The 26712-nt window shown below is 65.6% G+C and carries 26 protein-coding genes, 1 other RNA gene and 1 pseudogene; 16 read left to right on the forward strand and 12 right to left on the reverse strand.

Going from position 1 to position 26712, the window contains the following annotated elements:
• Positions 1–264: 264 nt before the first annotated feature.
• Positions 265–2307, reverse strand: coding sequence for a 4Fe-4S binding protein (locus tag ACYQR9_RS10275; protein ID WP_461229500.1), 2043 nt, complete (start codon positions 2305–2307; stop codon positions 265–267).
• Positions 2308–2435: 128 nt separating this feature from the next.
• Here ACYQR9_RS10275 and ACYQR9_RS10280 point away from each other — a divergent pair, with 128 nt between their 5' ends.
• From ACYQR9_RS10280 to ACYQR9_RS10335, 12 genes are all read left to right on the forward strand, one after another.
• A complete protein-coding gene (locus ACYQR9_RS10280) occupies positions 2436–3164 on the forward strand; it encodes a biotin/lipoate--protein ligase family protein (protein WP_461229501.1) in 729 nt (242 codons plus the stop codon).
• A gap of 77 nt (positions 3165–3241) precedes the next feature.
• A complete protein-coding gene (locus ACYQR9_RS10285) occupies positions 3242–4525 on the forward strand; it encodes an OprO/OprP family phosphate-selective porin (protein WP_461229502.1) in 1284 nt (427 codons plus the stop codon).
• Between the two features lie 151 nt (positions 4526–4676).
• Positions 4677–5255, forward strand: coding sequence for a DUF6505 family protein (locus tag ACYQR9_RS10290; protein ID WP_056431027.1), 579 nt, complete (start codon positions 4677–4679; stop codon positions 5253–5255).
• A complete protein-coding gene (locus ACYQR9_RS10295) occupies positions 5252–6262 on the forward strand; it encodes a DUF6352 family protein (protein ID WP_461229503.1) in 1011 nt (336 codons plus the stop codon). Before ACYQR9_RS10290 ends, ACYQR9_RS10295 begins: the two co-directional genes overlap by 4 nt.
• The gene (locus ACYQR9_RS10300) at positions 6259–6801 is read left to right on the forward strand and encodes a DUF3305 domain-containing protein (protein WP_461229504.1); all 543 of its coding nucleotides are present in this window, start codon (positions 6259–6261) and stop codon (positions 6799–6801) included. The genes ACYQR9_RS10295 and ACYQR9_RS10300 overlap by 4 nt, the downstream gene beginning before the upstream one ends.
• Positions 6798–7472 carry a DUF3306 domain-containing protein gene (locus ACYQR9_RS10305; RefSeq protein ID WP_461229505.1) on the forward strand — a complete coding sequence of 225 codons (675 nt, stop codon included), beginning with the start codon at positions 6798–6800 and terminating at the stop codon, positions 7470–7472. Before ACYQR9_RS10300 ends, ACYQR9_RS10305 begins: the two co-directional genes overlap by 4 nt.
• Before the next feature lie 95 nt (positions 7473–7567).
• The gene (locus ACYQR9_RS10310; RefSeq protein ID WP_419951782.1) at positions 7568–8215 is read left to right on the forward strand and encodes a TorD/DmsD family molecular chaperone; all 648 of its coding nucleotides are present in this window, start codon (positions 7568–7570) and stop codon (positions 8213–8215) included.
• A 44-nt stretch (positions 8216–8259) separates the two neighbouring features.
• Positions 8260–8484, forward strand: coding sequence for a formate dehydrogenase (locus ACYQR9_RS10315; RefSeq protein ID WP_461229506.1), 225 nt, complete (start codon positions 8260–8262; stop codon positions 8482–8484).
• 7 nt (positions 8485–8491) lie between these two features.
• Positions 8492–11434, forward strand: a complete 2943-nt coding sequence (locus ACYQR9_RS10320; protein ID WP_461229507.1) for a formate dehydrogenase subunit alpha — start codon at positions 8492–8494, stop codon at positions 11432–11434.
• Positions 11435–11446: 12 nt separating this feature from the next.
• On the forward strand, positions 11447–12043 hold the full coding sequence (fdh3B, locus tag ACYQR9_RS10325; RefSeq protein WP_056431009.1) for a formate dehydrogenase FDH3 subunit beta: 597 nt from the start codon (positions 11447–11449) through the stop codon (positions 12041–12043).
• A 47-nt stretch (positions 12044–12090) separates the two neighbouring features.
• The gene (locus ACYQR9_RS10330; protein ID WP_461229508.1) at positions 12091–13122 is read left to right on the forward strand and encodes a formate dehydrogenase subunit gamma; all 1032 of its coding nucleotides are present in this window, start codon (positions 12091–12093) and stop codon (positions 13120–13122) included.
• A 63-nt stretch (positions 13123–13185) separates the two neighbouring features.
• The gene (locus ACYQR9_RS10335) at positions 13186–13389 is read left to right on the forward strand and encodes a hypothetical protein (RefSeq protein ID WP_207412793.1); all 204 of its coding nucleotides are present in this window, start codon (positions 13186–13188) and stop codon (positions 13387–13389) included.
• A 121-nt stretch (positions 13390–13510) separates the two neighbouring features.
• On the opposite strand, the gene ACYQR9_RS10340 is transcribed toward ACYQR9_RS10335, so the two are convergent.
• Entirely contained in the window at positions 13511–14287 is a 777-nt protein-coding gene (locus ACYQR9_RS10340) for a HesA/MoeB/ThiF family protein (protein ID WP_461229509.1), read from the reverse strand.
• A gap of 112 nt (positions 14288–14399) precedes the next feature.
• Here ACYQR9_RS10340 and dapE point away from each other — a divergent pair, with 112 nt between their 5' ends.
• The gene (gene dapE, locus ACYQR9_RS10345) at positions 14400–15605 is read left to right on the forward strand and encodes a succinyl-diaminopimelate desuccinylase (RefSeq protein WP_461229772.1); all 1206 of its coding nucleotides are present in this window, start codon (positions 14400–14402) and stop codon (positions 15603–15605) included.
• A gap of 6 nt (positions 15606–15611) precedes the next feature.
• Here the strand turns inward: dapE and ACYQR9_RS10350 are convergent, their stop codons facing one another.
• The 5 genes from ACYQR9_RS10350 to recR form a co-directional block, all read right to left on the reverse strand.
• Entirely contained in the window at positions 15612–16997 is a 1386-nt protein-coding gene (locus ACYQR9_RS10350; protein WP_461229510.1) for a hypothetical protein, read from the reverse strand.
• Positions 16998–17085: 88 nt separating this feature from the next.
• The gene (gene truA / locus ACYQR9_RS10355; RefSeq protein WP_461229511.1) at positions 17086–17859 is read right to left on the reverse strand and encodes a tRNA pseudouridine(38-40) synthase TruA; all 774 of its coding nucleotides are present in this window, start codon (positions 17857–17859) and stop codon (positions 17086–17088) included.
• Positions 17860–17884: 25 nt separating this feature from the next.
• On the reverse strand, positions 17885–18814 hold the full coding sequence (gene fmt, locus ACYQR9_RS10360; RefSeq protein ID WP_461229512.1) for a methionyl-tRNA formyltransferase: 930 nt from the start codon (positions 18812–18814) through the stop codon (positions 17885–17887).
• A 28-nt stretch (positions 18815–18842) separates the two neighbouring features.
• Positions 18843–19361, reverse strand: coding sequence for a peptide deformylase (locus tag ACYQR9_RS10365; protein ID WP_461229513.1), 519 nt, complete (start codon positions 19359–19361; stop codon positions 18843–18845).
• Between the two features lie 120 nt (positions 19362–19481).
• Positions 19482–20087, reverse strand: coding sequence for a recombination mediator RecR (gene recR, locus ACYQR9_RS10370; protein WP_461229514.1), 606 nt, complete (start codon positions 20085–20087; stop codon positions 19482–19484).
• 337 nt (positions 20088–20424) lie between these two features.
• Here recR and ACYQR9_RS10375 point away from each other — a divergent pair, with 337 nt between their 5' ends.
• Entirely contained in the window at positions 20425–22041 is a 1617-nt protein-coding gene (locus ACYQR9_RS10375; RefSeq protein WP_461229515.1) for a phosphoenolpyruvate carboxykinase, read from the forward strand.
• A 67-nt stretch (positions 22042–22108) separates the two neighbouring features.
• Here the strand turns inward: ACYQR9_RS10375 and ACYQR9_RS10380 are convergent, their stop codons facing one another.
• The 4 genes from ACYQR9_RS10380 to ACYQR9_RS10395 form a co-directional block, all read right to left on the reverse strand.
• Positions 22109–22429 (reverse strand): YbaB/EbfC family nucleoid-associated protein, encoded by a 321-nt coding sequence (locus ACYQR9_RS10380; RefSeq protein WP_056430980.1) that lies wholly within the window; start codon positions 22427–22429, stop codon positions 22109–22111.
• A gap of 66 nt (positions 22430–22495) precedes the next feature.
• The gene (locus tag ACYQR9_RS10385; protein WP_461229516.1) at positions 22496–24448 is read right to left on the reverse strand and encodes a DNA polymerase III subunit gamma/tau; all 1953 of its coding nucleotides are present in this window, start codon (positions 24446–24448) and stop codon (positions 22496–22498) included.
• A 68-nt stretch (positions 24449–24516) separates the two neighbouring features.
• Positions 24517–24613: signal recognition particle sRNA small type (gene ffs / locus ACYQR9_RS10390), an RNA gene on the reverse strand.
• 56 nt (positions 24614–24669) lie between these two features.
• A complete protein-coding gene (locus ACYQR9_RS10395; RefSeq protein ID WP_461229517.1) occupies positions 24670–24933 on the reverse strand; it encodes a PepSY domain-containing protein in 264 nt (87 codons plus the stop codon).
• Positions 24934–25079: 146 nt separating this feature from the next.
• Here ACYQR9_RS10395 and ACYQR9_RS10400 point away from each other — a divergent pair.
• Both ACYQR9_RS10400 and ACYQR9_RS10405 read left to right on the forward strand, forming a co-directional pair.
• Positions 25080–25997 (forward strand): annotated as a pseudogene (locus ACYQR9_RS10400) (YifB family Mg chelatase-like AAA ATPase); the annotation flags it as partial.
• Positions 25998–26057: 60 nt separating this feature from the next.
• Positions 26058–26492: a hypothetical protein gene (locus tag ACYQR9_RS10405; protein ID WP_461229518.1), complete on the forward strand. Its 435-nt coding sequence runs from the start codon at positions 26058–26060 to the stop codon at positions 26490–26492.
• Positions 26493–26496: 4 nt separating this feature from the next.
• Here ACYQR9_RS10405 and ACYQR9_RS10410 read toward each other — a convergent pair whose 3' ends face one another.
• Positions 26497–26712, reverse strand: a complete 216-nt coding sequence (locus tag ACYQR9_RS10410; RefSeq protein ID WP_461229519.1) for a hypothetical protein — start codon at positions 26710–26712, stop codon at positions 26497–26499.

Here is a 26712-nt window from a genome sequence, read left to right on the forward strand (position 1 = left end):
ACAAATCTTCCCGTCTCGGTCGGTTCTTGCCCGGAGCAAGACGGCGCAGCGGGCTATTTGCAAGACACTTTTTGAGTTGCTTTCCAAGGCTTTACCTCATCCTGAGGTGCCGCGTAGCGGCCTCGAAGGAGGGCTCCAGAACCCACTGAGCGAACTGGAGGGCTCCTTCGAGGCCCGCTGACGCGGGCACCTCAGGATGAGGTCGTCTGTTGGGAAGACTATTTTGGCAGGAGCACCCGCTGGGAAATCCGGCCAAACTGTTTCTCAGGCGCCGCCGCTCCCGCTCGTTTCCCGCGCCCGGAAGTAATCCTCGGAGGTTCTCGGCTTCGACCGCTCCGGCACCGTATGCGGGTCGAAAGCCTCGTTCACGACGACCTCGACGCGGCAGGTGTCGCACATCATCAGGGTACGGATCCTGGCCTCGCCGGCACTGCCTCTGAACATCCAGTGGCGGCCCTGAAGCTTCTCGATGACCCGCTCGATGCTGCTGCGTGTGCCGAAGGGCTTGCCGCAGGAGACACAATCGAACGGCTCTTCCTCCTTGACGATACGGCGCTGCTGGCTCCAGGCGGCGAAATCCACCTGCGGCTTCAGAGAGATGACATCTTCCGGGCAGGTGGCGGCGCAGAGCCCGCATTGCACGCAGAGACTTTCCTCGAATGCCAGCAGCGGCCGGTCCTGGCTGTCACTGAGGGCATGGGTCGGGCAGGTGCCGACACAGGCGAGGCACAGGGTGCAATCCTCGGTGCGGAAGTCGAGACCACCGAACGGCGAACCGGCTTCCAAGGGGACGACGGCGACAGGGGCCGGGGCGGCGACATGCATCTCGCGGAAGGCGAATTGCAGGACGTTGCGCTTGGGGCCGACCGGCATGAAGGCCGCGGGCACCGGCGCGGCTGTGCCGAGACCGCCGGTCGTCAGCGTGGAGCCCAGGATATCCGGGTCGTCGGTCTCGATGAGCGAGACGACGGGCGTCCCATCGGCCGAACCGTAGCCCAGCGCCCCAGCGAGGGTATCGGCAAGGTGAGCCATCCGGCGCAGCGCCGCGATGTCGTGCTTGGGACGGTCACGGACGAGGAGGCGAATACCCACGGCGCCGTAGGCCAGGAGCGCCGCGGCGGCTTCCGGGCCGAGTTGCGTGACCTCGTTGACGGAGACCGGCAGCACGTTGGCCGGCAGGCCGTCGCCGTAGCGGGCCAGCGCCTCGATCAAGGGCTCGCCGTGTTCAGCGTCGTGGAACAGCACCACGCCGTTCCGTCCCCCGCCCTCGTGATACGCACGCATCAGGGTCCGCAGGCGGCGCATCAGCCCGTCGGCGGCGGGCAGGGCGTAGGCCGCCGCACCGGTGGGGCACACGGAGGCGCAAGATCCGCAGCCGGCGCAGATATAGGGATCGATGGCGACGTGATCGCCTGCGGGCGCTATGGCGCCGGTCGGGCAGACTTCGAGGCAGCGCGTGCAGCCGGTGATGCGTGAGCGCGAATGCGCGCAGAGATCGGCCTGGAAATCGATGAAGCGCGCCTTCTCGAACTCGCCGACGAGGTGGGAGATCGTGAAGATCGCCCGCTCCACGGCGGCCGGGTCACCGGGATCCGCCCGGACATAGCCGCTGCGCAGGTCATGCGCGGGAAAGAGCGGCGTGCCCCCCGTCAGGTCGAGCACCACGTCGCAGGTGGAGGTGGCGCCGTTGCGCGACGGGCCGAAGGACAGGGATTGGCGGGATGAGGGGCTCGGAACCGCGTAATCGTCGATGCGCAGGGAGAACGCCCCGAGATGCCCGCTCGCCGAAACGACACTGCCCTGGAGCACGGGAAACTCGTGCCGGCGCGGCACCGGTACATCGCGCGGGCGGCTCAGCAGAACCGTCACGTCGAGATGGTCGGCGAGCCGCCGCCCGGCCTCGATGGCGACTTCGTCGCGTCCATAGATGAGGGCGACGCCCTGGCTCACCATCGCGACGGTGCCCGGCGCGGGCGTCGTCTCGGCCGCGGCGGCCAGCAGGGCCGCGATCTTCGGTCCGGCGGCATCGGCATCCCTCGACCAGCCCGCGTTCTCGCGAATATTGGCATAGGTCACGCGGGCTTCCGCCCCGGCCCCGGCGGCGATGTCGGTGAAGAGGGGGGCCTGCAGCGTGCACGAGACGGTGACGGGCGCGCCCTGTGCCAGCGCGTCCTCGAACCGGGCGATCTCACGCCCGCACAGTTGATCGGCGGTCTCCAGGCGGCCACCGCACGCCTTGCCGATCGCCGGCCTGTCGAGGGCGACGGTCTCATCGCAGGAGCACGCGAACACGATCCGGTCGGACAATGATTTACCCCGAACGTTTGGTCACAGCGGCGAGGGTACAAGCCCACTCGCGCTCAGGTTGGTGCATCGTATACTATAACGGCTCGAAACTAGGACCCGACATACGGGCGCAGGTAGAACCGAAACGCATGGCGCCGAGCTCCGACGACCCGGACCTGATCCTGCCGCCCGTCTTTTCTCTCGCCATCTCAGCCGGGCCGGCGAGCGCGTTCGACGAAGCCCGCGAGGCAGCCGCATCCGGCGGCGGGACCGGGCGCCTCGTCTGGCGAAAAAACGCGGAGCTGCTCGACTTTGCGGTGATCCTGGAGCCGGACGAGCCTCTCGCCACGGCGCGCCGCGCCGTCTTCGCCGGCATGGTGGCGCTTGCCGAGGCCATCGGTGCGCATGGTCCGCCCGAGGTCCCGGTGACGTTCGGCTGGCCCGATACGCTCCGCTTCGACGGCGCGCGCCTCGGCGGCGGGCGTCTCGGATGGCCGGCAACTTGTGGCGAGGGCGACGTGCCGGACTGGCTCGTCTTCTCCGCCACGATCATCGCCTCGAAGGCACGGGCCGGCGATCCGGGCCTGACGCCGGATTCGACCTCCCTCGAAAACGAGGGTTTCAATTTCGAGGATGGCCACGGAATCCTCGTGGAGAGCTTCGCCCGCCATCTGATGAAGACCTTCGCCATCTGGGAGGAAGACGGTTTCGCGGGAATCGAACGACGCTATCTCCGGCGGCTCGCCGATGGCGGTCCGGCGGCACGGATGGATGCTGGCGGCGGCCTGATCGGCGGCGACGGCGATCGCCGCGATCTCGTCGAAGCCCTGGCCGCGATGCGCTGGGGCGATCCGCAGACGGGCGAGCCTCATCTGTGAATGTGGCGATGCCCGGAATGTGGGAATGTCGGTCGATATCGCCCGCGGTGAGGGCGTTCCCCAGAGAGAAGACATCATTGAGAACCCGCATCGCCTGCCTCGCCGCGCTGGCCGCACTTCTATCTCTGCCGCGCGGGCTTCGGGCTGAGGAGGCTCCGAGGGGCCCGGCCATCGAGGCGAAGGGCATGCCCGGCCCCTATGGCGAGCGGCTCTCCATCGACGACAAGGGCATCACCCTGACATTTCCGGACGATGCCGCGACATTGCGCATCGGCGGCCGGCTCCACCTCGATTTCGGTGCGGCCGCCATCCGCCAATCGGGCTTCGGCGACCCGTTCAGCGACAATATCGCCGTGCGCCGCTCGTGGATCGAGACCACCCTGAGCCTCGGCAAGGATGTCGGGCTCGGCTTCCAATACGATTTCGCCGATCCGGTGACGCCGATCAACGATGCGGTCCTGGTCTATCGCGGTGTGCCGGACATGCTCTTCAGCATCGGCAACGAGAAGGAGCCGTTCGGCCTCGACCAGCTCGCTTCCAACAACAACATTCTCTTCACCGAGCGGGCCCTGTCCGACGCCTTCGTTCCGGCGCGGAACTTCGGCTTCGCCCTGGGGAGGCACGGCAAGGATTGGAGCGTCGTCACCGGCATCTTCGGCGGCAACGCCAATACCGGTATCGGCAGCGAGGGCTTGGCCTCGACGAGCCGGGTGACCTACGCGCCGATCAACGATGAGAAACGGACGCTCCATCTCGGCCTCGCCGGGAGCTACCGCAGCCTGCCGCGCGACGAGAGCCCCCTCTCGCTCTCGAGCCGATCCGAAGCGTTCCTCTACGCGAGGAGGTTCGTCGATACCGGCGATATCCGCGATGCGGCGAGCATCGCCCGCCTCGGTGCGGAACTGGCCTATCGCTCCGGTCCGCTGCTGGTGAGCGCGGAATACACGCGAACCGAGATCGGCCGGCTCGATGGCGGATCGCCGCTGAGCTTCCAGGGGGGATACGTCCAGGCGAGTTGGGTGCTCAACGGCGACAATCGGGCCTATCGCATGACGCCCGACTTCAACGGCACCAGCTACGCGGTCTTCGGTGGCGTCAAAGTCGCAGAAGCGCAGCGCATCACCCGTGGCGGTTTCGGCGTCTTCGAACTCGGCCTGCGGTTCTCGGCCATCGATCTCGACGATGGCGGCGTGCGCGGCGGCATCGAGCGGGACGGCACGGTGGGCCTATCCTGGTATCCCGATACCAACATCCGCATCATGGCCGATTACGTCCGGTCCCACACCTCTCCCTCCGCGCTTCAGAACGGACGGACGATCGACGCCGATACGTTCATCGGCCGGTTTCAATTGTATTGGTGAAGGGCGTCTCGCCCAGTCGTGAGCAATTTCCGCGAGCCGACCCCAGATACGTGCCGTGGACGCCGGACAGGTGCCTCGAACACGAAGGTCTTCGCCACCACCTCTCGGCCGGTTCGGGTGGTGACGATGGAATGAACAGGCGAAGGCCTCTATGAGCAGTCTCAAACTTCCCCGGACGATCCGCCTCGATCCGTCCGATACCTTCGTCTTCGCGAAGGCGGCCGAGCCCGGCGAATGGGCCGTCACGGGCTCGTTCCTGTTCTGGGATGCCGACGTTCCGCTTCTCGAAGGTAAGGACCGTACGGCGTTTCGCTCCGGGTTCCTCGGGGTGACCTCCCTCGGCTTCTCGACCCTGGCAGTGGTCAGCGAGGCGACGATGGCCGAGCGGGACAAAGCGGTCGAGCAGCTGGCGCATCACCTTTGCGAGCGCCTCGGCGCGCCCACCCTCGATGTGGCCCGCATCGCGGCCGACGAGGAGATCGCCTTCGCCGCCACCCTGTGTCAGCCGGCGGTGGGAAGCGTGATCGCGCTGCATCGGACCTTCGAGGACGGTGCGATCCGCGAAGCGTTCCGCACGCTGCATCAGCGTGGTCCGGGCGTCGCCGGGGCGGACAAGTTGCATGCCCATGCCAGGGCCTTCACCTTCGAGGAGACCGATGACGAACCCGAGGAACGGGCGGACCTCATCGGCATGGCCAACGCACCTGTTTCCGGGAATGACGGACGATGACCGAGTTCTGGGTCTCCAGCGGACACCACCTCGCCGGGCGCACGGAAGGGGGCGGCCTCGCTGTCACCGACGAGTTGATCCTCGCCTATCTCGCACGGCCCGAGCTCGTGCCGCCCGACGAAGCCTGCATGGCGGAGCGGGCGCTCCACCGCGGCCTCGTGACGGCGCCGCGCCGGCCGGTCTCCCCCGGTGAGATCGCCGCAATGGCGGATGCCGATGCGCGCGAGAACTGGACCATGATGCTCGCCTTCCGCGACCGGTTGATGGCCGCGCGGTCGGTGGAGGCGGCCTATCTCGACCTCGTTCGCAGGGGGCTGAACGGCACGCCACCGATCTTCCTCAATCAATTGGCGCATCTCATCCTGCGTAATGCTCTCGATGGCTGCGACGACCCTTACACGCTCCGCGCCGGCGAGCTCTTCTTCCGGCCGCAGCGCGTCTCTTTCGTCGATGGCGCGGCGTTGCTGGCCGATGCCGAGGTGATCGAGGCGCGGGAGACCGGGGCCGCGCAGTCGCCCCTCGTCGCCATGCTGGGCAAGGAGCCGGCGAATGAGCTCGACGTGCTCACGGACGAGACGGCCTGGACCTATTGGAGCCGCTCCGACGCATTCACCATGGCGCTCAACCTCGGGAGCAACCCGAAGAGCCGCGACGGTCTGGCGCGCGCCATCGAGGCCTGGGTTCGACACCTTCTGCATGTGGAGGCGAAAGTGGAGCCGATCGCCTCCATGGACGATCCGGACTGGCGCTGGTTCGTCGGGCTCGACGCTCAAGCAACCCGAATCGGCAACGCCCTCTGGAACGGCGAGACCCTGGACGAAGCGAGCCGCATGCGCATCCTGGCCCTGTTTCGCCTCACCTTCGCCGACGACCGGCGGATCGACCCGCGCGCTGCCGGCCGGCCGGTCTATCTCCTGATGGCCATGGACCCCGACAAGCGCCTTTTTCTTAAACCTCAGAACCTCGTGGCTGGATTGCCGCTCGCGGACGGCGCGGAGGCCGCATGACCGAAGAGAATCCGACCCCTGCGCCGGCGCTGCCCGACGACCGTTTCGACGTCGGGATCATTGTCGTCAAACGGGCCTTGAAGAGCCGTTGGACAAGCCATGCCTGGCTACCGGTCGCGGCCCTTCCGGCGATCCCGGCCGCCTCGCCCTGGACCGTGCTGTCGTCGACGCCGGAGGAGGAAACTTTCTATGCCGGCGCCTACGAGGTCTCGCTCCACCCCGCCGAGACGTCGCATTACCGCGACAACCTGATCTCGGGCCGGCCCTCGCTCTGGGTCGCCCTGCGGCAGGTTGCGGAGGGCAGCTACGAAGTCGCCAATGTGACGGCCGATCCCTATGAGGGCGAATCCATGGCCGAGGGTATTGGCGAGGTGGTCGAGGCGGTGCCTATGCCGCTGGAGGTGCAGGCCAAGGTTCTGGCTTTCTTCGAGGCCTTCCACGTCGAACAGGTGTTCCACAAGCGTAAGCGCGACCGGGCCGATCCCGAGGCCCTGGCGCGACAGGGGACCGGTACGCGCAGACGGGGGGACGAGGGATGAGCGGCGGCGATTTCTTTTCCCGCTGGTCGAAGCGCAAGCGGGCTGTCGTCCGCGAGAGCCCGCCCGCGACCGTGCCGGTTGGAAGCGAGGCGGTCGAGAGCGAAGCGGTCGAGAGGGAGGCGGCGCCTCTCGCGGGAGAACTCTCCGAGCGTGAGACCCTGTCGCCCGAGGAACTCGCCAAGTTGCCCTCCCTGGACAGCCTGACGGCACAGACCGATCTGGCCCAGTTCCTTCGGGCTGGCGTTCCGATGGTGATGCGCAAGGCGGCTTTGCGCCGGATGTGGTCCCTCGACACCAACATCCGCGACTATGTCAGCGAGGCGCGGGAATACGCCTATGACTGGAATGTGGTGGGCGGTGTACCGGGAAACGGCCCGCTTCTGCCCACAGACGACATCAAGGCCATGCTGCGGGACATCTTCGACGGGACGCCCGACGAAAAAATTGAGCCTGAGCAGGAAAGCGAAGAGGCCACGCTGATCGAAGCGGAGGAGCTGGCGGAGGAATCCGAACCGGTGAAAACCGAAGAGATGGATCGAGGCAGTGAAGAACCGCGTCTCACTGTCGTGCAGGTTGACGAGCCAAGCTTGGCCTTGTCGCCGCCACGTTCTGCCCCCGTGGATACGGCTACGCCGAGGCCGCGACGACATGGCAGCGCCATCCCACTTTGAGCAATTAAAAACTACGTTGCGCACGTCCCATTCCGCGGTATTGTGGACGAAGTGAATTCACTTCGCCCGCGATCGGGTCGCGGTTTGAGGATGGTATGCGTTCGGTTGAGTTGTTGCGCGAAGACGAAGCGAAACTCGCTTCCGGCGCGCCCGGCATGACGCAGCCGGTCGTGGACGACGTCGATTTTCTGCGCGCTCATCTCTACGATCTCCTCGCGGCCCTAACCGGCCGAGTCCCGTCCGATGATATCCTGTCGCTTCTTGCCGGCTCGGGTGGCGATGAGACTCCCCTGGGCAAGGCGAGCTCCGCCCTCGCTCGCGAAGCGGCCGGTGCGGATTTGGCCAAGGTCGGGCGCGAGTATTTCGATCTCTTCGTCGGCGTCGGACGCGGCGAAGTCGTGCCGCACGCTTCCTACTACCTGACCGGCTTTCTCAACGAGCGCCCGCTGGCGCGCATCCGGCAGGATCTGGCCCGGCTTGGCATCGAAGCCTCGGGCGGCATGAGCGAGCCGGAAGACCATGTGGCGATGCTGCTCGAGACCATGGCGGGTCTCGTCTCGGGCCGTTTCGAGACGGGAGCCGGCGAGGACCGCGTCTTCTTCGAGCGGCATCTAAAGCCCTGGGCCGGGCGTTTGTTCGACGATGTGGCGGCCAATACCCGTTCGTCTTTCTACCGTGCCGTGGGCGACCTCGGCCGGACGTTCATCGACATCGAGACCCGGGCTTACGCGCTCGACGCGTGAGGCGGGGATCATTGAAACATCGGTCGCATTCAGGAGTGACGAGCATGCGGGACGATCGAAAGGACGAGACGGGACGGCGCCATTTCTTCCGCGCTCTCGGCGGCGGATCGGTGGCGGCCGCTGCCGCGATCACGGCCCAGCCGATGATTGCGACGCCCGCGCAGGCTTACGACCCCGGCGCGGATGAGACGAAGGCCCGCTACCGCGAGTCCGACCACGTCAAGGCGTTCTACCGCACCAACGGCTACGAGACCCTGAAGAAGAATTGAGGGCGCCATGCTGATCAAGCGCAAGACAGGCGGCCCGGGCCGCACCTTCCATCAGGCCGTCACCATCGGCGAGACGCCGAAGGCCCTCGACCGTCGCGCCTTCCTGCGCAATTCCGGCCTCGTCGCCGGAGGGCTCGCGGCCGCCGGCTCGATCCAGCTTGGCTCGGTCCGCAAGGCCCAGGCGGCGGGCGCCTCCGCGATCGGCCCCGAGGTGACGATCAAGAAGAACATCTGCACCCATTGCTCGGTGGGTTGCACGGTGACGGCGGAGGTCGTGAACGGCGTCTGGGTCGGCCAGGAGCCCTCCTTCAGCAGCCCGATCAACCGGGGTACCCATTGCGCCAAGGGCGCGGCGATCCGCGAGCTCGTCTCCAGCGACCGCCGCCTGAAATATCCGATGAAGATGGTCGACGGGCAGTGGACCCGCATTTCCTGGGATCAGGCCATCGATGAGATCGGCGACAAGATCACCGGCCTGCGGGACAAATACGGCCCCGATTCCGTCTACTGGCTCGGCTCCGCCAAATTCACCAACGAGGCCGCCTACGTCCTGCGTAAGTTCGGCGCCTTCTGGGGTACCAACTCGGTCGATCACCAGGCGCGGATCTGCCATTCGACCACGGTGGCAGGCGTTGCCAATACCTGGGGCTACGGCGCTCAGACCAATTCCTACAACGACATCCGCAACGCCAAGACGATGATCATTCTCGGCGGAAACCCCGCCGAAGCGCATCCGGTCTCCCTTCAGCACCTGCTGTCCGGCAAGGAGATCAACCGCGCGAACATGATCGTCATCGATCCGCGCTTCACCCGCACGGCCGCCCACGCCACGGAATATGTCCGCATCCGTTCCGGCACCGACATCCCGGTGGTCTGGGGCATCCTTTGGCACGTGTTCCAGAATGGCTGGGAGGACAAGGAGTTCATCAGCCAGCGCGTCTACGCCATGGACGACGTCCGCAAGGAAGTCGCCAAGTGGAATCCCGAGGAGGTCGAGCGTGTTTCCGGCGTGCCGGGCGAGCAGCTGCGCCGCGTGGCCGAGAAGTTCGCCAAGGAGAAGCCCGCCACCCTGATCTGGTGCATGGGCGCGACCCAGCACACGGTGGGCACCGCCAACGTCCGTGCGCTCTGCATCCTGTGTCTCGCCACGGGCAATGTCGGCAAGCCGGGCACGGGCGCGAACATCTTCCGCGGCCACACCAACGTACAGGGGGCCACCGATCTGGGCCTCGATGTGACGTCGCTGCCGCTCTATTACGGTCTCGTCGAAGGGGCCTGGAAGCACTGGGCGCGCGTCTGGGACGTGGAATACGACTGGCTCCAGTCGCGATTCGACGAGGTGCCGGCCAAGGGCGGCCGGAAGGCCCGTACGCGCAAGGAGAGCATGGAATTACCCGGCATCACCTCCACGAGGTGGTTCGACGGCGTGAACCTGCCCGAAGAACAGGTGGACCAGCGCACCGGCATCAAGGCGATGATGGTGTTCGGCCATGGCGGCAACACCGTCACCCGCCTGCCGGAGGCGGTGAAAGGCCTGACCAAGCTCGACCTCCTCGTAGTGGCGGATCCGCATCCCACCACCTTCGCCGCCCTCGATGCGCGGCGCGACAACACCTACCTCCTGCCGATCTGCACCTCGCTGGAGATGGATGGCAGCCGCACGGCCTCGAACCGCTCGCTCCAATGGGGCGAGCAGATCGTGAAGCCCGCCTTCGAATCGAAGAACGATTACGAGGTCATCTATCGCTTGGCGGCGAAGCTCGGCTTCGCCGACAAGATGTTCAAGAACATCAAAGTCGTGGACGCGGTGCCGGACGCGGAGGATATCCTGCGGGAGATCAACCGCGGCGGCTGGTCGACGGGCTATTGCGGCCAGAGCCCGGAACGCCTGAAGGCGCATATGCGCAACCAGGCCAAGTTCGATCTGGTGACGCTGCGGGCACCCAAGGACGACCCTGAAGTGGGCGGCGACTATTACGGCCTGCCCTGGCCGTGCTGGGGCAAGCCGGAGCTCCGCCATCCGGGCACGCATATCCTCTACAACACCAATCTCCACATCAAGGACGGTGGCGGAACGTTCCGGGCCCGCTTCGGCACTGAGCGTAACGGCGTGACCCTGCTGGCGGAGGATTCCTTCGCCAAGGGCTCCGAGCTCACCGACGGCTACCCCGAATTCACCATGGCGGTGTTCAAGAAGCTCGGCTGGGACAAGGACCTGACCGCCGACGAGATGGCGACCATCACCAAGATCGGCGGGGCCAACATCGATACGGTGAGCTGGGCGACCGACCTGTCGGGCGGCATCCAGCGCGTCTGCCTCGACCACGGCGTGACGCCCTACGGCAACGGCAAGGCACGGGCGAATGCCTGGAACCTGCCCGACCCCGTGCCGGTGCACCGCGAGCCCATCTATACGCCGCGTCCCGATCTCGTGGCCCAGTACCCGACCCGCCCCGACGAACGTCAGCTGCGCATGCCGAATATCGGCTTCTCGGTTCAGAAGGCGGCGGTGGATCGCGGCATCGCCAAGGACTTCCCGATCATCCTCACCTCCGGCCGTCTCGTGGAATACGAGGGCGGCGGCGAAGAGACGCGCTCGAACCCTTGGCTCGCCGAGCTGCAGCAGGACATGTTCGTCGAGATCAACACCGGCGACGCCACCGACCGGGGCATCAAGGACGGTCAGTTCGTCTGGGTCTCCGGCCCCGAGAACAACGCCAAGGCCAAGGTCAAGGCATTGGTGACGGACCGGGTCGGCAAGGGCGTCGCCTTCATGCCGTTCCACTTCTCCGGTTGGTACCAGGGCGACGACATGCGGAAATTCTATCCGCACGGCACCGACCCCGTGGTGCTGGGCGAGAGCTCCAACAACACGACGACCTATGGCTTCGATCCTGTGACGGGCATGCAGGAGACGAAGTGCACCCTGTGTCAGATCCGGGCCGTTTGAGGGATAATCGCCATGGCTCGCATGAAATTCCTCTGCGACGCGGACCGCTGCATCGAGTGCAACGCCTGCGTCACCGCCTGCAAGAACGAGCACGAGGTGCCGTGGGGCATCAACCGCCGGCGTGTCGTCACGCTCAATGACGGCAAGCCCGGCGAGCGCTCGGTCTCCATGGCCTGCATGCACTGCACCGACGCGCCCTGCGCGGCGGTGTGCCCGGTGAATTGCTTCTACACCACGGCCGACGCGGTGGTGCTGCATTCGAAGGACATCTGCATCGGCTGCGGATACTGCTTCTACGCCTGTCCGTTCGGCGCGCCGCAATATCCGAAGGTCGGCAACTTCGGTTCGCGCGGCAAGATGGACAAGTGCACCTACTGCGCCGGCGGTCCCGAATCCGATCTCTCCACCATCGAGTACGAGAAATACGGTTCGAACCGTCTCGCCGAGGGCAAGCTGCCGCTCTGCGCCGAGATGTGCTCGACCAAGGCGTTGCTGGCGGGTGACGGTGAGATGATCGCCCAGATCTACAAGCAGCGCGTGATCAAGCGCGGCTACGGCTCCGGCGCCTGGGGCTGGAAGACCGCCTATCGCGAAACCGTCGCCATCTAGGCGACGGACTGGACTGCCGGGGTCGAGACTTCAGGAAGGAAACGCCGATGCGGCGGACACTGACGACTTTCAGGACGCTGGTCGCAGCGACCATCCTCACGGCGGCTGTCGGCGCCTCGTCGACCTCCTTCGCGCAGCAGACGCGCGACGGACTGAACCCGACCGGGCAGAACCCGACGGCGGAATCCGTCAACGAGGAGTTCCTGTTCAAGCAGGACCCGAAGATCACCGGCCGCATCAGCATCCCCGACGGCAAGGCGGCGCACCTGATCCAGCCCGCCGGCCGCGACTACCGTGATTTCCGGGAACGGTGGCTGCCCTGGCTCAGCGCGCTCGCCGTCCTTGGCGCCGTCGCGCTTCTCGGCCTGTTCTACTTCTTCCGGGGCCGTATCCTGATGGAGCCCGGTCCCGATACGGGCCGCAAGATCCTGCGCTTCAACGGGTTCGAGCGGTTCGCGCACTGGATGACGTCGAGCTGCTTCATCATCCTGGCCCTGTCCGGCCTCAACTACATCTTCGGCAAGCGCCTGTTGATGCCGCTCATCGGTGCGGATGCGTTCGGCGTGGTGGCGCAATACGCGAAGTTCAGCCACATCTACCTCGCGTGGCCGTTCATGATTGGCGTCGCGCTGATGCTGGTGCTCTGGCTGAAGGATAACATCCCGAACAAGATCGACATTGCCTGGATCAAGGCCTTCGGCGGCTTCATCGGCAACAAGCATCCCAGCGCTGGCCGTTTCAACGCAGGCCAAAAGATGGTGTTCTGGATGGTGATCGGCTTCGGCACGGCCATGAGCGTCACCGGCCTGATGATGATCTTTCCCTTCGCCCTCACCGACATCACCGGAATGCAGCTGATGCAGGTGATCCACGCCCTCATCGGCATCGCCTTCATCGCCGGCATCCTCGCCCATATCTACATCGGTACCCTCGGCATGGAGGGCGCCTACGACGCGATGGGCAGCGGCAAGGTCGATCTCGGCTGGGCAAAGGTCCACCACGACCTCTGGGTAGAGGAAGAGCAGGCCAAGAACGCCAGCGGCCCGCAGCTAGGGCGCCATCAGGTGCCTGCCGAGTAACCTGACGGACTCATACAGGCGTTCGGCGACCGGAGCCGGCATGTCGAGGATCGGACAACGTCCATGAAAGCTTTCATCATCGCCCTCGTCGTCGCCGTCGCCCTCGGCACGCTGGCCGCTATGCTTCTCAACCAGCAGCAGCGCTTCGCTTACCAGGCGTTCACGACGTCCGGCACGCGGGTTTCCGACCCGGCGGGGCACAGCAATCTCGTCGGGCCGCATTGGAACGGCGTCACGCCCGATCCGGAGAAGCCCTCTAAATCCTGAATTCCGGAATCTCACGGAACGCCAACGGAGTTGGTTCAGGGTCACGAAAGCAGCCACCGCTCGCCGGATGCGCGGTACCGTATTCGGTGGGTAAAGGACGGCGAAAGCGACTTTCCGGTCCCTAATTCGCCGATCCGTTCAACGGATTTCCCTCGTCCCATCCAAAGCCGAGCGTCTCGAACCGCATGGATCGGGCATCGACCATGAGCAGCCGTCCCACCAGCGGCTCGCCGAAATCCGCAACCGCGCGGATCACTTCCATCGCCATCAGAGATCCCATCACCCCGGCCAGAGCACCGAGCACACCGGCCTCGGCGCAGGCGGGCACGCTGCCAGGGGGAGGCGGGTTCGGGAACAGGCAGCGATAGGTCGGATTCGGGCGGCCGTCCTTTCCAGTCTCATGGGCGCGGATCGTCGTCAGTGTGCCGTCGAACTGCCCGAGGGCGGCCGTGACGAGCGGACGCTTGGCGTGGAAACAGGCATCGGAGACGGCATAGCGGGTCGCGAAATTGTCTGACCCATCGGCGACGATATCGTATCGGCCAATCAACGCGACGGCATTGTCCGCGTCGATCCGCATGAGATGCGGTTCGATCCGCACATGCGGGTTGAGACGCGCCACGGCATCGGCGGCGCTGTCGATCTTAGGACGACCGATATCGGGCGTGCCGTGAATGACCTGCCGCTGCAGATTGGAGAGCGAGACCGTGTCGTCGTCGACGATGCCGATCGTGCCGATGCCGGCCGCTGCCAGATACTGGATCAGTGGAGCGCCAAGCCCGCCGGCGCCGATGACGAGCACCCGCGCCGCCTGCAAACGCGCCTGTCCCGGTCCGCCGACTTCGCGCAGGACGAGGTGGCGGGCGTAGCGTTCGACTTCGTCGCTGGAGAAGGCCATCCCGGTGAAATAGCCCTTGCGGCGAAGCGCCGAAAGGGCATCGGGACGGTATTTGCGTCCCGATGCCGTGCCGCTTATTCGCGACGGTGGAATGTCCCATCTCGACGAGACGATGCCCGTGTCCTCTCCCGTTATCGCCGATCACTCGCCGCTGGCCCTCGCCCAGGCCCTCATCCGCTGCCCGTCGGTGACGCCGGAGGAAGGCGGTGCCCTGCAATGGCTCGGTGGCGTCCTGGAGGAAGCGGGTTTCACCGTCGATCGCCCGCGCTTCTCGGAGCCCGGAACGCCCGACATCGACAATCTCTACGCGCGGATCGGGACAGGCAGTCCCTATCTCGTTTTCGCGGGCCATACCGACGTCGTCCCGCCCGGCGCCTTCGAAGCGTGGCGGCACGGGCCGTTCGATGGCGCGGTGGCGGACGGCATGCTCTACGGCCGCGGCGCGGTCGATATGAAGGGCGGTATCGCCTGCATGCTCTCGGCGGCGCTCGCTTTCGTCGCCGAGCGGGGAGGGGCGTTCAACGGCTCCATCGGGTTCCTCATCACCGGCGACGAGGAGGGGCCAGCCATCAACGGCACGGTGAAGCTCCTCGAATGGGCGAAGGGGTGGGGCGAGCGATTCGACCATTGCCTTCTGGGTGAGCCTACCAACCCGGCGCGCCTCGGCGAGATGATCAAGATCGGTCGGCGCGGGTCTCTCACCGGCAAGCTCGTCGTCCATGGCCGCCAGGGCCACGTGGCCTACCCCCACAAGGCCGAGAACCCCATCCCCGGCCTGCTGCGCCTCGCCTCTGCCCTTCTCGCCGAGCCACTCGATGGCGGCACCGCGCATTTCGATGCGTCGAACCTCGAATTCACCACCATCGATGTCGGCAATCCGGCCACCAATGTCATCCCGGCCGATGCCCGCGCGACGTTCAACATTCGCTTCAACGAGGGTTGGACGGCGGAAACCCTGGGTGCCGAGATCCAACGGCGGCTGGAGGCGGCCGCCGGCAACACCGTCCGGTTCACCCTGGACCTTCAGCCCTCGAACTCTCCGGCCTTCCTCACCGCGCCGGACGCGTTCACGGACCTCGTGGTCGAAGCCATCGAAACCGAGACCGGGCTGCGCCCCATCCTGTCCACCACCGGGGGCACCTCGGATGCCCGTTTCATCAAGGATGCCTGTCCGGTCATCGAGTTCGGCCTCGTGGGTGAGACCATGCACCAGACCGACGAATGCGTGGCTATCGCCGATCTGGATCGGCTGACCGCGATCTATGGGCGGGTGCTGGCGGCTTACTTCGGGGAAACAGCGAACCCAGCCAAAGCCTGATGGGCATCACGACGCCTTGCACATCATCGACCGTCGAACCCAGCTATCACGAATGCGGTACCGGCATTGGAGGCGATGCCGGTGCAAGGTGAAGCGGCGATTGCGCGGGCCCAATCTTTCCCCGACGGCGATGTAGATCTGCCGAAGGCGGTGGACATGCGGGTCGTCCAGGCGGAGCTCGATACTGGCTCTCGTCAGCGCGGCCGCAGCCTTGGGATCCTTGACACTGAGCGGAACGAGGCTGTCACCGAGGATGATGCGCCCGACTTCCAGAAGCAGGTTTTCGTGTGTGCCGTCGGTGGAAGCGGCCAGCCGTTCGAGGTCGAACAGGGTCCGCACGCCTAGGGGCCAAAGCCGGATGACCCTCTCTCTGCCGACCGAACAGCAGAGCTGCGCCTGCGCCACCCAATCCATGATTTGGTAGACGCCGAACGGTGTCTCTACGAACAGCATCAGCGGATTGGCGGTGGCTAGGTTCTGTGTCGAGTGGATGTGGTGATCGTCGAGCCTGACGCGGATGTTGCTGTCGATCCCGTCGATGATCTCTACGGGTGTGATCTTGAACGCTCGGAAGACGTCCTCTTCCTCGCGTTTGAAGTTCTTCAGCTGGTCTCTTTGCACGATGCTCCGCATGACGACATCTGGCATGATCCCGGCGACGAAACAGGCGACGACCACTGCAGCGATGGAGGCCGGCGCAGTCGCGAAGGAATCTGCTTTCAGCAGTGCGGAGACCACGTCCGTCCCGATCCAGAGGATGGAAATGACGAGGATCGGCCCGAGCGCGATGCTGACCAGCATCCTGATGCTCTCGCCGACGATCGTCCCGGGGCTCATGTCGAAGTTCTTGATCGCGCGGTAGAAACTGCGCAACGCCGTAACGTAGCTTCCGGCGAAGGCCGCGCAGATTCCCAGGAGCCAGACCAGCCCCAGGCTACCCGGCGTCGGATACGTCACGCCCGGCCAGCTGAAACCGGACGGTGTCGTCGGTTGTCCGGCGAACATCCAGAGGAGCAGCGACAATCCGTAGAACATGCCGATCCCCGCGAATGCGCTGAAGGGAGCGCAGCCGATGAGCCAGGAGACCTTCGAGAAATCCTCGCGTTTGCGATGCGCCTCCCGCGCCATGGCATTCGTTCGATCATCGCCACCGAATCCTGCGGTCGGGTCGCTGCTGCGCTTGGCCCCGACGAAATACTTGTATTTCACGAATTCGAAGGAGGGGATCAGCATCGGCCCCGGCTGATCCGATCTATCGAAGACCGTTGCAAGATCCGTGATGATCTCCTGCCTCTGAAGTTTGATCGCCTCTCGTATGGCGACGAAGATCAGCGGTGAGACGACCGCGAAGACAGTCGCGAGAACGAGGATGATCTGGAATGGCGTTTCCACGGGCGAAGGCTCCAGGCCTCACGATGTCGAAAATCGTCGAGGTTGCCTGAAGTTGCCTTTTCGCTGGCGAAATACAATCTGAAATTGCTTACTCAGTAGATTCCCGGTTCGGTCCGTAATCCACCCCCACGAAGGTCAGTCCCTTGGCGGGCGCCATCGGGCCGCAGCGGGCGCGGTCGCGGCTCGCCAGGATGTCGGCGACCTCGGCGATACCGAATCGTCCGCAGCCGGCCATCATCAGCGTTCCGACCATGGCGCGGACCTGATGGTGCAGGAACGAGCGCGCCGAGGTCGAGATCACGATCTCCTCGAACAGGCCCATCGTCACCGTGGCCACATCGAGCTGTTCGAGGGTGCGGATCGGGCTGTTCGCTTGACACTCGGCGGCGCGAAAGGCGGTGAAGTCGTGGCGACCGAGGAGACCTTGCGCGGCCCTGTGCATCACCTCGGCATCGAGCGGCCATGGCACGTGCCAAACATGGTCGCGTGTCAGGGCAGGCGGGCTGCGCCGGTTGAAGATGCGGTAGCGGTAATGCCGTCGAATGGCTGAGTGGCGCGCATCGAAACCGGGCCCGACCCGCTCGGCGCTGACGATGGCGACCGGTAGCGGGCGGAGATGGGCGTTCAGGGCGTCGCGCACCGTATCCGTGCGCCAGTCCTTGATGAGGTCCAGATGGGCCACCTGATGGATGGCGTGGACGCCGGCATCCGTCCGACCGGCGCAGGTCAGGCGCAGGTCCTCCCCTGTGAAGCGTTTGACGGCCTCCTCGATGGCGCCCTGGACGGTGATGTCTTCGGCCTGCCGCTGCCATCCGCAGAACGGAGCGCCGTCATACTCGATGACGAGTTTGTAGCGGGGCATCAGCGACGGCCCCTGGTCTCTGACTTCACGGGAAGCGCGTTCCCGGCGCGAGATGCGCACCGCGCACGAATTCCGCACCCGTGACGATGCCGCCCTTGCCGGCCCGGCGCAATTCTGTGAGCTGCACGGCGCCCTCGCCGCAGGCGATGGTTCCGGCCGCATCGAGCAGAGTGCCGGGCGTGCCCTGTCCCTGCTTTGGCAGGGCGCGCAGCACCTTAACCCGTTCTGGCCCCTTGCCGAGATCGGCCTCGAAGAAGGCTCCGGGGAAGGGCGACAGCCCGTTGATATGGTTCGCCACCTCACCCGCCGGCTTCGACCAGTCGATGCGCGCCTCGTCATTGGTGATCTTGTGCGCGTAGACGAGACCCTCCTCGGATTGGGGCGTGAGGGGGAGGGGCTCGTGTTCCAGCTGGCCGAGGGCCCGGCTCATGAGCGCCGCGCCAATGGGCATCAGCGCATCGTGCAGGTCTCCCGCACTCATGCCGGGGGTGATGGCGACCCGTTCTTCCAGGGCCACGGGGCCGGTATCGAGGCCCGCCTCCATGCGCATGATGCCAACCCCGCTCTCCGTATCCCCCGCCATGACCGCGCGTTGGATCGGTGCCGCCCCGCGCCAGCGTGGCAGCAGGGAGGCGTGGAGGTTCAGGCACCCGTGGCGCGGCACGTCGAGGATCGCCTGAGGCAGCAGCATTCCGTAGGCGACCACCACGGCGACATCGCATGCGTGCGACTGAAACAGAGTGAGCGCGTCCGGCGTCTTCAGCGTCGTGGGGGTATGAACCGGCAGGCCGAGCCTGTCCGCCAGCGCATGGACGGGGGACGGACGCAACGCCATGCCGCGCCCGGACCGCGCCGGGGCGCGGGTATAGACCGCGGCGATGTCGTGACCGTCTTCCGCCAGGCGCGCCAGGGTCGCCACGGCGAAATCGGGCGTCCCCATGAAGACGAGCTTCATCGCGCGCGCTCTCTGTTGAAGGATGGGATCAGACGTCCTCGCCGCGCTTGGCCGCCTTGACGAATTTCTTGATGACGCGGTCGCGCTTCAACTTCGACAGGTGATCGATGAAGAGTACGCCGTCGAGGTGATCGATCTCGTGCTGGATGCAGGTGGCCAGAAGCCCGTCCGCCTCGATCTCGCGGGTTTCGCCGGAAAGGTCGCGAAAGCGTACGCGCACCCGGTCGGGCCGCTCGACCTCGCCGTAATATTCGGGGATCGACAGGCAGCCCTCGTCATAGACGCGCTTCTCCTCCGAAGCCCAGACGATCTCCGGGTCGATGAAGACCTGCGGCTGCCGCGCGTTCTCGTCCTTCGACGTGTCGATCGTGACTACACGCTTGGTCACGCCGACCTGAATGGCGGCGAGGCCGACGCCCGGGGCATCGTACATCGTCTCCAGCATGTCAGCGGCGAGGGTGCGGATCTCGTCGTCGATGGCGCCGACGGGGGTCGACACCTGACGCAGGCGGGCGTCTGGCAGGATGACGAGGGGGCGGATGGTCATGGCGCGGCCGGATCTGTCGATGAAAAGGGCCCGGCTCCCTGTCTCCCGGGTCCGCCGTGCCGGACCCGCAGATAAGGTTTGGCGGATGGCCGGTCAAATCGGCCGGGGTAACGATGCGGCTCAGAACGCCGTCCGGCTTCGGATGGCCGCCGAGAGTGTCCCTTCGTCGAGATAATCGAGCTCTCCCCCCACCGGCACGCCATGGGCGAGGCGGGTCACTTTCAGCCCGTGATGCGCCAGGGATTCGGTGACGTAATGCGCGGTGGTCTGGCCATCGACCGTGGCGTTCAGCGCCAGGATGATCTCCCGGACATCGCCATTCCCGGCCCGGTCCACCAGGCTCGCGAGGTTGAGATGTTCCGGCCGGACACCATCGAGGGCGGAGAGCACGCCACCGAGGACGTGATAGCGCGCCGTCACCGCCCCTGACCGTTCCAGGGCCCAGAGATCCGAGACATCCTCGACCACCACCAGGATGGAGGGATCGCGCGACGCGTCCCGGCAGATGGTGCATGGGTCGCTTGTATCGACGTTGCCACATTCCTGGCACACGACGATGCGCTCGGAGGCCACCTGCATCGCCTCCGCCAGCGGAGCGAGCAGAGTTTCTCGCTTTTTGATGAGATGCAGCGCCGCGCGCCGGGCCGAGCGCGGGCCGAGCCCCGGCATGCGAGCGAGGAGCTGGATCAGGCGTTCGATTTCGGGGCCGGCAACGGCTTGGGCCATACGTGTTCCGTCAGACGGCCGCGGCCGTGCTCGTTAAAATGGGGTCGGATCTCGTCGTCTTGTAGTCGGGAATCGCCGCCGCCGCATGCGTTCCGACGCCGCTCCGGATACCCCTTTGTTTCTCTGACAGATCCGTTCGTTCGTCTTTTAAACCGTTGCCGTCTCAATTGACCGGTGGCTGCCGGAGAATAAGCAGGTCTATTCGATCGAGTGGTGAACCTGTGCGCGGCGGACCTGAACGACCGCGTGGACGCTCCATCGGACCGTCCGGAAGACGAATGGGAGATTCCGGCCAAGCCAGACCTCAAAGCGATCAGGTGTTCGAGGAGTAGCGGACGTGACACATTTCGGCGATTTCAACGCCAGCCATGGACCCGAAAAAATCGGCCTGCGCAATCTGAAGGCGGTTCATTGGAACCTGGAACCCCCACGGCTCTACGAGGAATCCCTGAGCCGTGGTGAATCGCAGCTCGCCCATGGCGGCGCCCTCGTGGCGACCACGGGCAGCCATACCGGTCGTTCGCCGAAGGACAAGTTCATCGTCCGTGACGCCAACACCGAGAACGAAATCTGGTGGGAGAACAACGGCGCGATCACGCCCGAGCAATTCGAGACGCTGTACCAGGATTTCCTCAGCCATGCCGAAGGGCGCGAACTCTTCGCCCAGGACCTCTATGGCGGCGCCGATCCGGCCCACCGTGTCCAGGCGCGGGTCTTCACCGAACTCGCCTGGCACTCGCTCTTCATCCGCAACCTGCTGATCCGGCCCGAGCGTTCGGCCCTTGCGGATTACGTCCCCGGTCTGACGATCATCGATCTTCCGAGCTTCCAAGCCGAACCGCACCGTCACGGCTGCCGCTCGAAGACCGTCATCGCAATCGACTTCACCCGGAAGATCGTCCTCATCGGCGGCAGCGCCTATGCCGGCGAGATGAAGAAGTCGGTCTTCACCTATCTGAACTACGTTCTGCCCGGCGCGGGCGTGATGCCGATGCATTGCTCGGCCAATGCGGCGCTGGATGCCGAGGGCGAGTCAGCCCTGTTCTTCGGCCTCTCGGGCACCGGCAAGACCACGCTCTCCAACGATTCCTCGCGGCAGCTCCTCGGCGACGACGAGCATGGCTGGAGCAAGGACGGCATCTTCAATTTCGAGGGTGGCTGCTACGCGAAGACCATCCGTCTCTCCCGCAACGCCGAGCCCGAGATCTACGCCACGACCGAGCGTTTCGGCACGGTGATGGAGAACGTGGTGATCGACCCGCTCTCGCGTCGCCCCGATTTCGACGATGCGTCGCTCACCGAGAATACCCGCTGCGCCTACCCGCTCGACTTCATCGCCAATGCCAGCGCCACGGGCAGGGCCGCTCACCCAAAGAACATCGTGATGCTCACCTGCGACGCGTTCGGGGTGATGCCACCCATCGCCAAGCTCTCGGGCGCGGAGGCGATGTACCACTTCCTCTCCGGCTACACCGCCAAGGTGGCCGGAACGGAACGCGGCCTGACGGCGCCCGAGGCGACGTTCTCGACCTGTTTCGGCGCACCTTTCATGCCCCGGCACCCGAGCGTCTACGGCAACCTGTTGCGTGATCTCATCGCCCATCACGATGTGGATTGCTGGCTGGTGAATACCGGCTGGACCGGCGGAGGTGTCGGCACCGGACGGCGCATGCCGATTCGCGTCACGCGTCGGCTGCTCGGTGCCGCCCTGGACGGGTCGCTGTCGAAGACCGAGTTCCGTCGCGATCCGTATTTCGGCTTCGCGGTTCCGGCTTTCGTTCAGGGGGTCGAGCCGCACATTCTCCAGCCCGTGAAGACCTGGGGCAACAAGACGGCTTTCGCCGAGACGGCGACGCGCCTCGTGTCGATGTTCCGGGAGAACTTCAAGCGCTTCGAGGCCCATGTGGACGCCGACGTGCGCGCCGCCGAGCCGGTTCAGGTCATCGCGGCCTGAGACAGATCATCATCCGATCCCGGCTCGTGCCGGGATCGGCCCCTACGACGAAGAACCGGCCGAAGACCTAGAACAGGTTCAGCCCCGGCGGGATCGGCAATCCCTTGGTCAGTTCGCCCATGCGTTCGGCCGCCACCTGCTCGGCTTTCCCGCGCGCGTCATTGACCGCGGCCACGATCAGATCTTCCAGGATCTCACGTTCGTCGGGGTTCATCAGCCCAGGATCGAGGGTGACGCCCTTTACGAGGCCCTTGGCGGTCATCGTCACGGCGACCGCGCCTCCGCCGGACGCGCCGCTGACCTCGACGGTATCGAGCTCGCGCTGCAGGGTCGCCATCTTCTCCTGCATGGCCTGGGCCTGCTTCATGATTCCCATGAGGTCGCGCATGGCTGAGCTTTCAAAACGAAGTGAGACGATTACAGGACGGCATCTGGGGTCGGCAGCGGCGAAGCGCTATGCCTCGTCGTCCGGATCTCCGGTGCTTTCGGGGTCGACCGGCGTGAGATCCGTGCTGCCAGCCGATTCCACCGGGGGGGCCTTGTCCCGCACGTCGATGATCTGAGCGCCGGGGAAGCGCGCGAGCACTTCCTTCACCAGAGGGTGCGCCGCCGCGTTCTCATGGCGCGATTCCAGCGCGGCGCGTGCCTTGTAGGCAAGGGTGGGCTCTCCCTCCTCCTTCGACAGCGCCACGATCCAGCGTCGGCCGGTCCAGGCATCCAGCGAACGGGCAAGATCGTTGGGCAGGCTCTGCCGGCCCCCCTCCGCCAGGCGGAACTCGATCCGCCCTTCTTCGAACCGAACGAGATGCGCTTCCCGTTCCAGCGCCATCTTGAGACCGATGTCGCGGCGCTCGTCGGCGAGGGCGACGATATCCTCGAAACAGGTCAGGCGCGGACCAGCCTCGCGGGGCGCTGCTTCCGGCGCGGGGGCCGGCACGAGATTCACACGCGCGCCGCCGCTCGCCGCGAGGGTCAGCGCGGGACGCGGCGGGGGCAAGTCGATCGATGGCAAGTCGATCGATGGCGAGGCCATCGATTGTGCGGCCAATGACTGCGAAGCCCCCGGCGGCGGGCCCGATGTGGCCGAGTGTGCTGCTCCGGCATGCGCAGACGACACTCCGCTCGGCGCGGATGCACTCGGCAGTATAGCTCCCGTCGATGTCATCGGGGTTGCGGCGAACGCATCCGATTTCAACTGTCGCAGGGCCTCGTCCGGCGTCGGCAGATCGGCGGCATAGGCCAGGCGAACGAGAGCCATTTCGGCGGCGGCGAGCGGTCTCGCGGCGGTCTGGACCTCGGGAATCGCCTTCAGCAGGATCTGCCATGCGCGGGATAGGGCGCGGATGGACAATTTGGCCGCGAACTCACCTCCGCGACCGCGCTCGTCGGCGCTCAAGGTCGGGTCGGCCGCCGCCGCATCGGGGACGAGCTTCAGCCGGGTGACCAGATGTGTGAAGCTCGCCAGGTCCGACAGGACGACGGCGGGATCAGCTCCCGCTTCGTACTGGCTGCGGATTTCGGCGAAAGAAGTCGGTACGTCGCCGCGCATCACCGCCTCGAACAGGTCGACGATACGCCCCCTGTCTGCGAGGCCGAGCATGTCGCGCACGCTCGCCCCGGTGACCAGGCCGGCGCCATGGGCGATGGCCTGGTCGAGGAGCGAGAGCGCGTCACGCACCGAACCTTCGGCGGCGCGGGTGATCGCCGCCAGGGCTTCCGGCTCGGCCTCGACGGATTCGGCTGCGCAGATCTTGGCCAGATGGGCGACCATGGTGTCGGCCTCGACCCGACGCAGGTCGAAACGCTGGCAGCGCGACAGGATCGTCACCGGCACCTTGCGGATCTCGGTGGTGGCGAAGACGAATTTGGCGTGGGGCGGCGGCTCTTCCAGTGTCTTCAGAAAGGCGTTGAACGCCTTCTCCGAGAGCATGTGCACTTCGTCTACGATGTAGACCTTGTAGCGGGCGGAGACCGGCGAATAGCGTATGCCGTCAATGATGCCGCGTACGTCGTCGATACCGGTATGCGAGGCGGCATCCATCTCCAGCACGTCCATGTGCCGTGATTCCATGATCGCCTGACAATGGCGGCCGAGCTCCGGCATGGCGATGGTGGGGCCGGTATCGGGATGCCCGTCGCGCAGGTAGTTCAGGCCACGGGCGAGGATGCGGGCGGTCGTCGTCTTGCCGACGCCGCGCACACCGGTCAGCATCCAGGCTTGTGGAATGCGATTGGCCGCGAACGCGTTGGCCAATGTGCGGACCATCGCGCCCTGGCCGATCAGATCGTCGAAATTCTGGGGGCGGTATTTGCGCGCCAGCACCCGGTAGGGCGTGGCCGCCGGTACGGGCTCGGGAAGACCCGGAAGGTCGGGAAAATCGCTCGGAGTGCCGGAGGTCGCGTCCATGCCGCCTTGCGTGGTTCGAGCGGCCCCGGGTCGGGGGATGCCGCCACGCGGACCTCAAAAGAAACGAAGGTGGGAGGCTGGACGAAGACCCGCTCGGTCTCGTTAGGGCTGCTTCCTTCCGGACCTGACCCGGTTGGCGAGTGAAACGTCCCTCGCCAACCTCCCGAGCGCTATATGGCCGGCGCCTTGCTGGAACGCAAGCGCCAGGACGGACGAAGCGCCTATTCGGCTTCGCGAGTGGTGATCGCGTAGGCCTTGAGGTCGAGTTCGAGGTCGAACTGCTTGCCATTCGCATCGATGGCGTCGTCCACGTCGATCTCGTGCTCCTCGACTTCGATCTTGCCCCACTTGGTGAAGCCTTCCTTCTTCAAGGTGGCTTCGATCTTGGTACGCTCCTCGGGGGTCGGCGCACGGTCGGCGAAGGCGGTGCCAGTGAGGGCGAAACCGAGGGCGATGGCAGCGAGGCTCGCAGTCTTGATCGACATGGTGGAACTCCTTGGTCCGGAAAGTGACACTTTCGAACGGCGAATCGGGAACGGAGTTCCATGACACGTCAGCAAGGGCGCACGCGCTGGTTGTCATGAGCCATGGCACATCCTAACCTTGGCCATAAGCTCAGGGGTCTGGATCCATGGTTACCCGCGTCGCCACAGTCGCCTTCGAGGGGATCGAGGCGCGCGCCGTCGACGTCCAGGTCCAGATCGCCCCGGGGGCGGTGATGTTCATGGTGGTGGGGCTGGCGGACAAGGCCGTGGCGGAATCGCGCGAGCGCGTGCGCTCGGCGCTGATCGCATCGGGACTGGCGCTTCCGGCAAAGCGCATCACCGTCAACCTCGCTCCGGCGGACCTGCCGAAGGAAGGCTCGCATTACGACCTTCCCATCGCCCTCGCGGTGATGGCCGCCATCGGCGCGATCCCACCCGATGCGCTCGCCGGGTACTGCGTTCTTGGTGAGCTCGCTCTCGACGGCACGATCACGGCGGTGAACGGCGTCCTGCCCGCCGCGATGGCGGCGAATGCGCGAGGACTTGGCTTGATCTGCCCAGCGGCGACGGGACCCGAGGCAGCCTGGGCCGGCGGCGATATGGACGTGCTGGCCCCGCGTTCGCTGATTCAACTGGCCAATCATTTCAAGGGAAGCCAGGTGATGGCCCGGCCCGAACCGGCCGTGGCCACGAGCACGGGATGCCTACCCGACCTTCGCGACATCAAGGGCCAGGAAGGCGCCAAGCGAGCCCTCGAAATTGCCGCCGCCGGAGGGCACAACCTGCTGATGAACGGCCCACCGGGCGCGGGCAAATCGATGCTCGCCGCGCGACTTCCCTCGATCCTGCCGCCGCTCGGTCCGCGCGAGCTCCTCGAAGTCTCGATGATCCAGTCGGTGGCCGGCGAGTTGAAAGGCGGTGCGCTCTCCAACCGGCGCCCCTTCCGCCAGCCCCACCATTCGGCGTCGATGGCGGCCTTGGTGGGCGGCGGAATGAATGCCCGCCCCGGCGAGGCCTCGCTGGCGCATGGCGGCGTGCTGTTTCTCGACGAACTTCCCGAATTCACCGGTATTCGGGCGCAAACGCCACAAGCGGCCTGAAGGGTCCGACCCCAAATCTCAGGCATGGAAAACGAACATGTGCTGAGCGGCCTAGTCCGCAAGCGGGCCGAAATCGCCGGCCAGATCGAACACACTCAGGGCGAGCTTCGGAAGCTCGTCACGTCGCTGGACGCCATAGACAGCGCCATCCGCATATTTGATCCCACGGCGGACGTGGGAGAGATCAGGAACCGCCAGTACCCGCCACTTCATGCGGCCTTCCGAGGGGAGATGATGCGGTTCGTCCTAGGTGCGCTTCGCGTCGCTGACGGGCCGCTCACGTCGCGTGAAATCGCGGACCACGTCATGGTCGGGCGTGGCCTCGACAAGGACGATCCCAAGGTCGCGCAGATGATTCGGAAGCGCGTGGGTGCCTGCTTGTGGAAGAGCAAGCAGGCGGGGAACGTCAGAGAAGTGCGGATCGAAGGCGACTTGAAGGGCTGGGTTAGGTGCGGCTAGAAATTTAATGAAGCAGGGGAGGAGCAGACTTTTCAAATGTCACAGGAACACTGTGCCAGGTAGACACACTCGAAAAGCTAGCGACATCAACACTGGGATCAAAAACAAAAACCTTGATAAACGCCGGAGCGGAAATCTTATCCTGAATAGCCATAGCCTGCCACGGCTTTAAGCCGAGGTGGTCAAGGAGTTCCGCTCCGATATTCTTAACGTCTGACAT

Source organism: Methylobacterium sp. CM6241 (assembly GCF_054817845.1).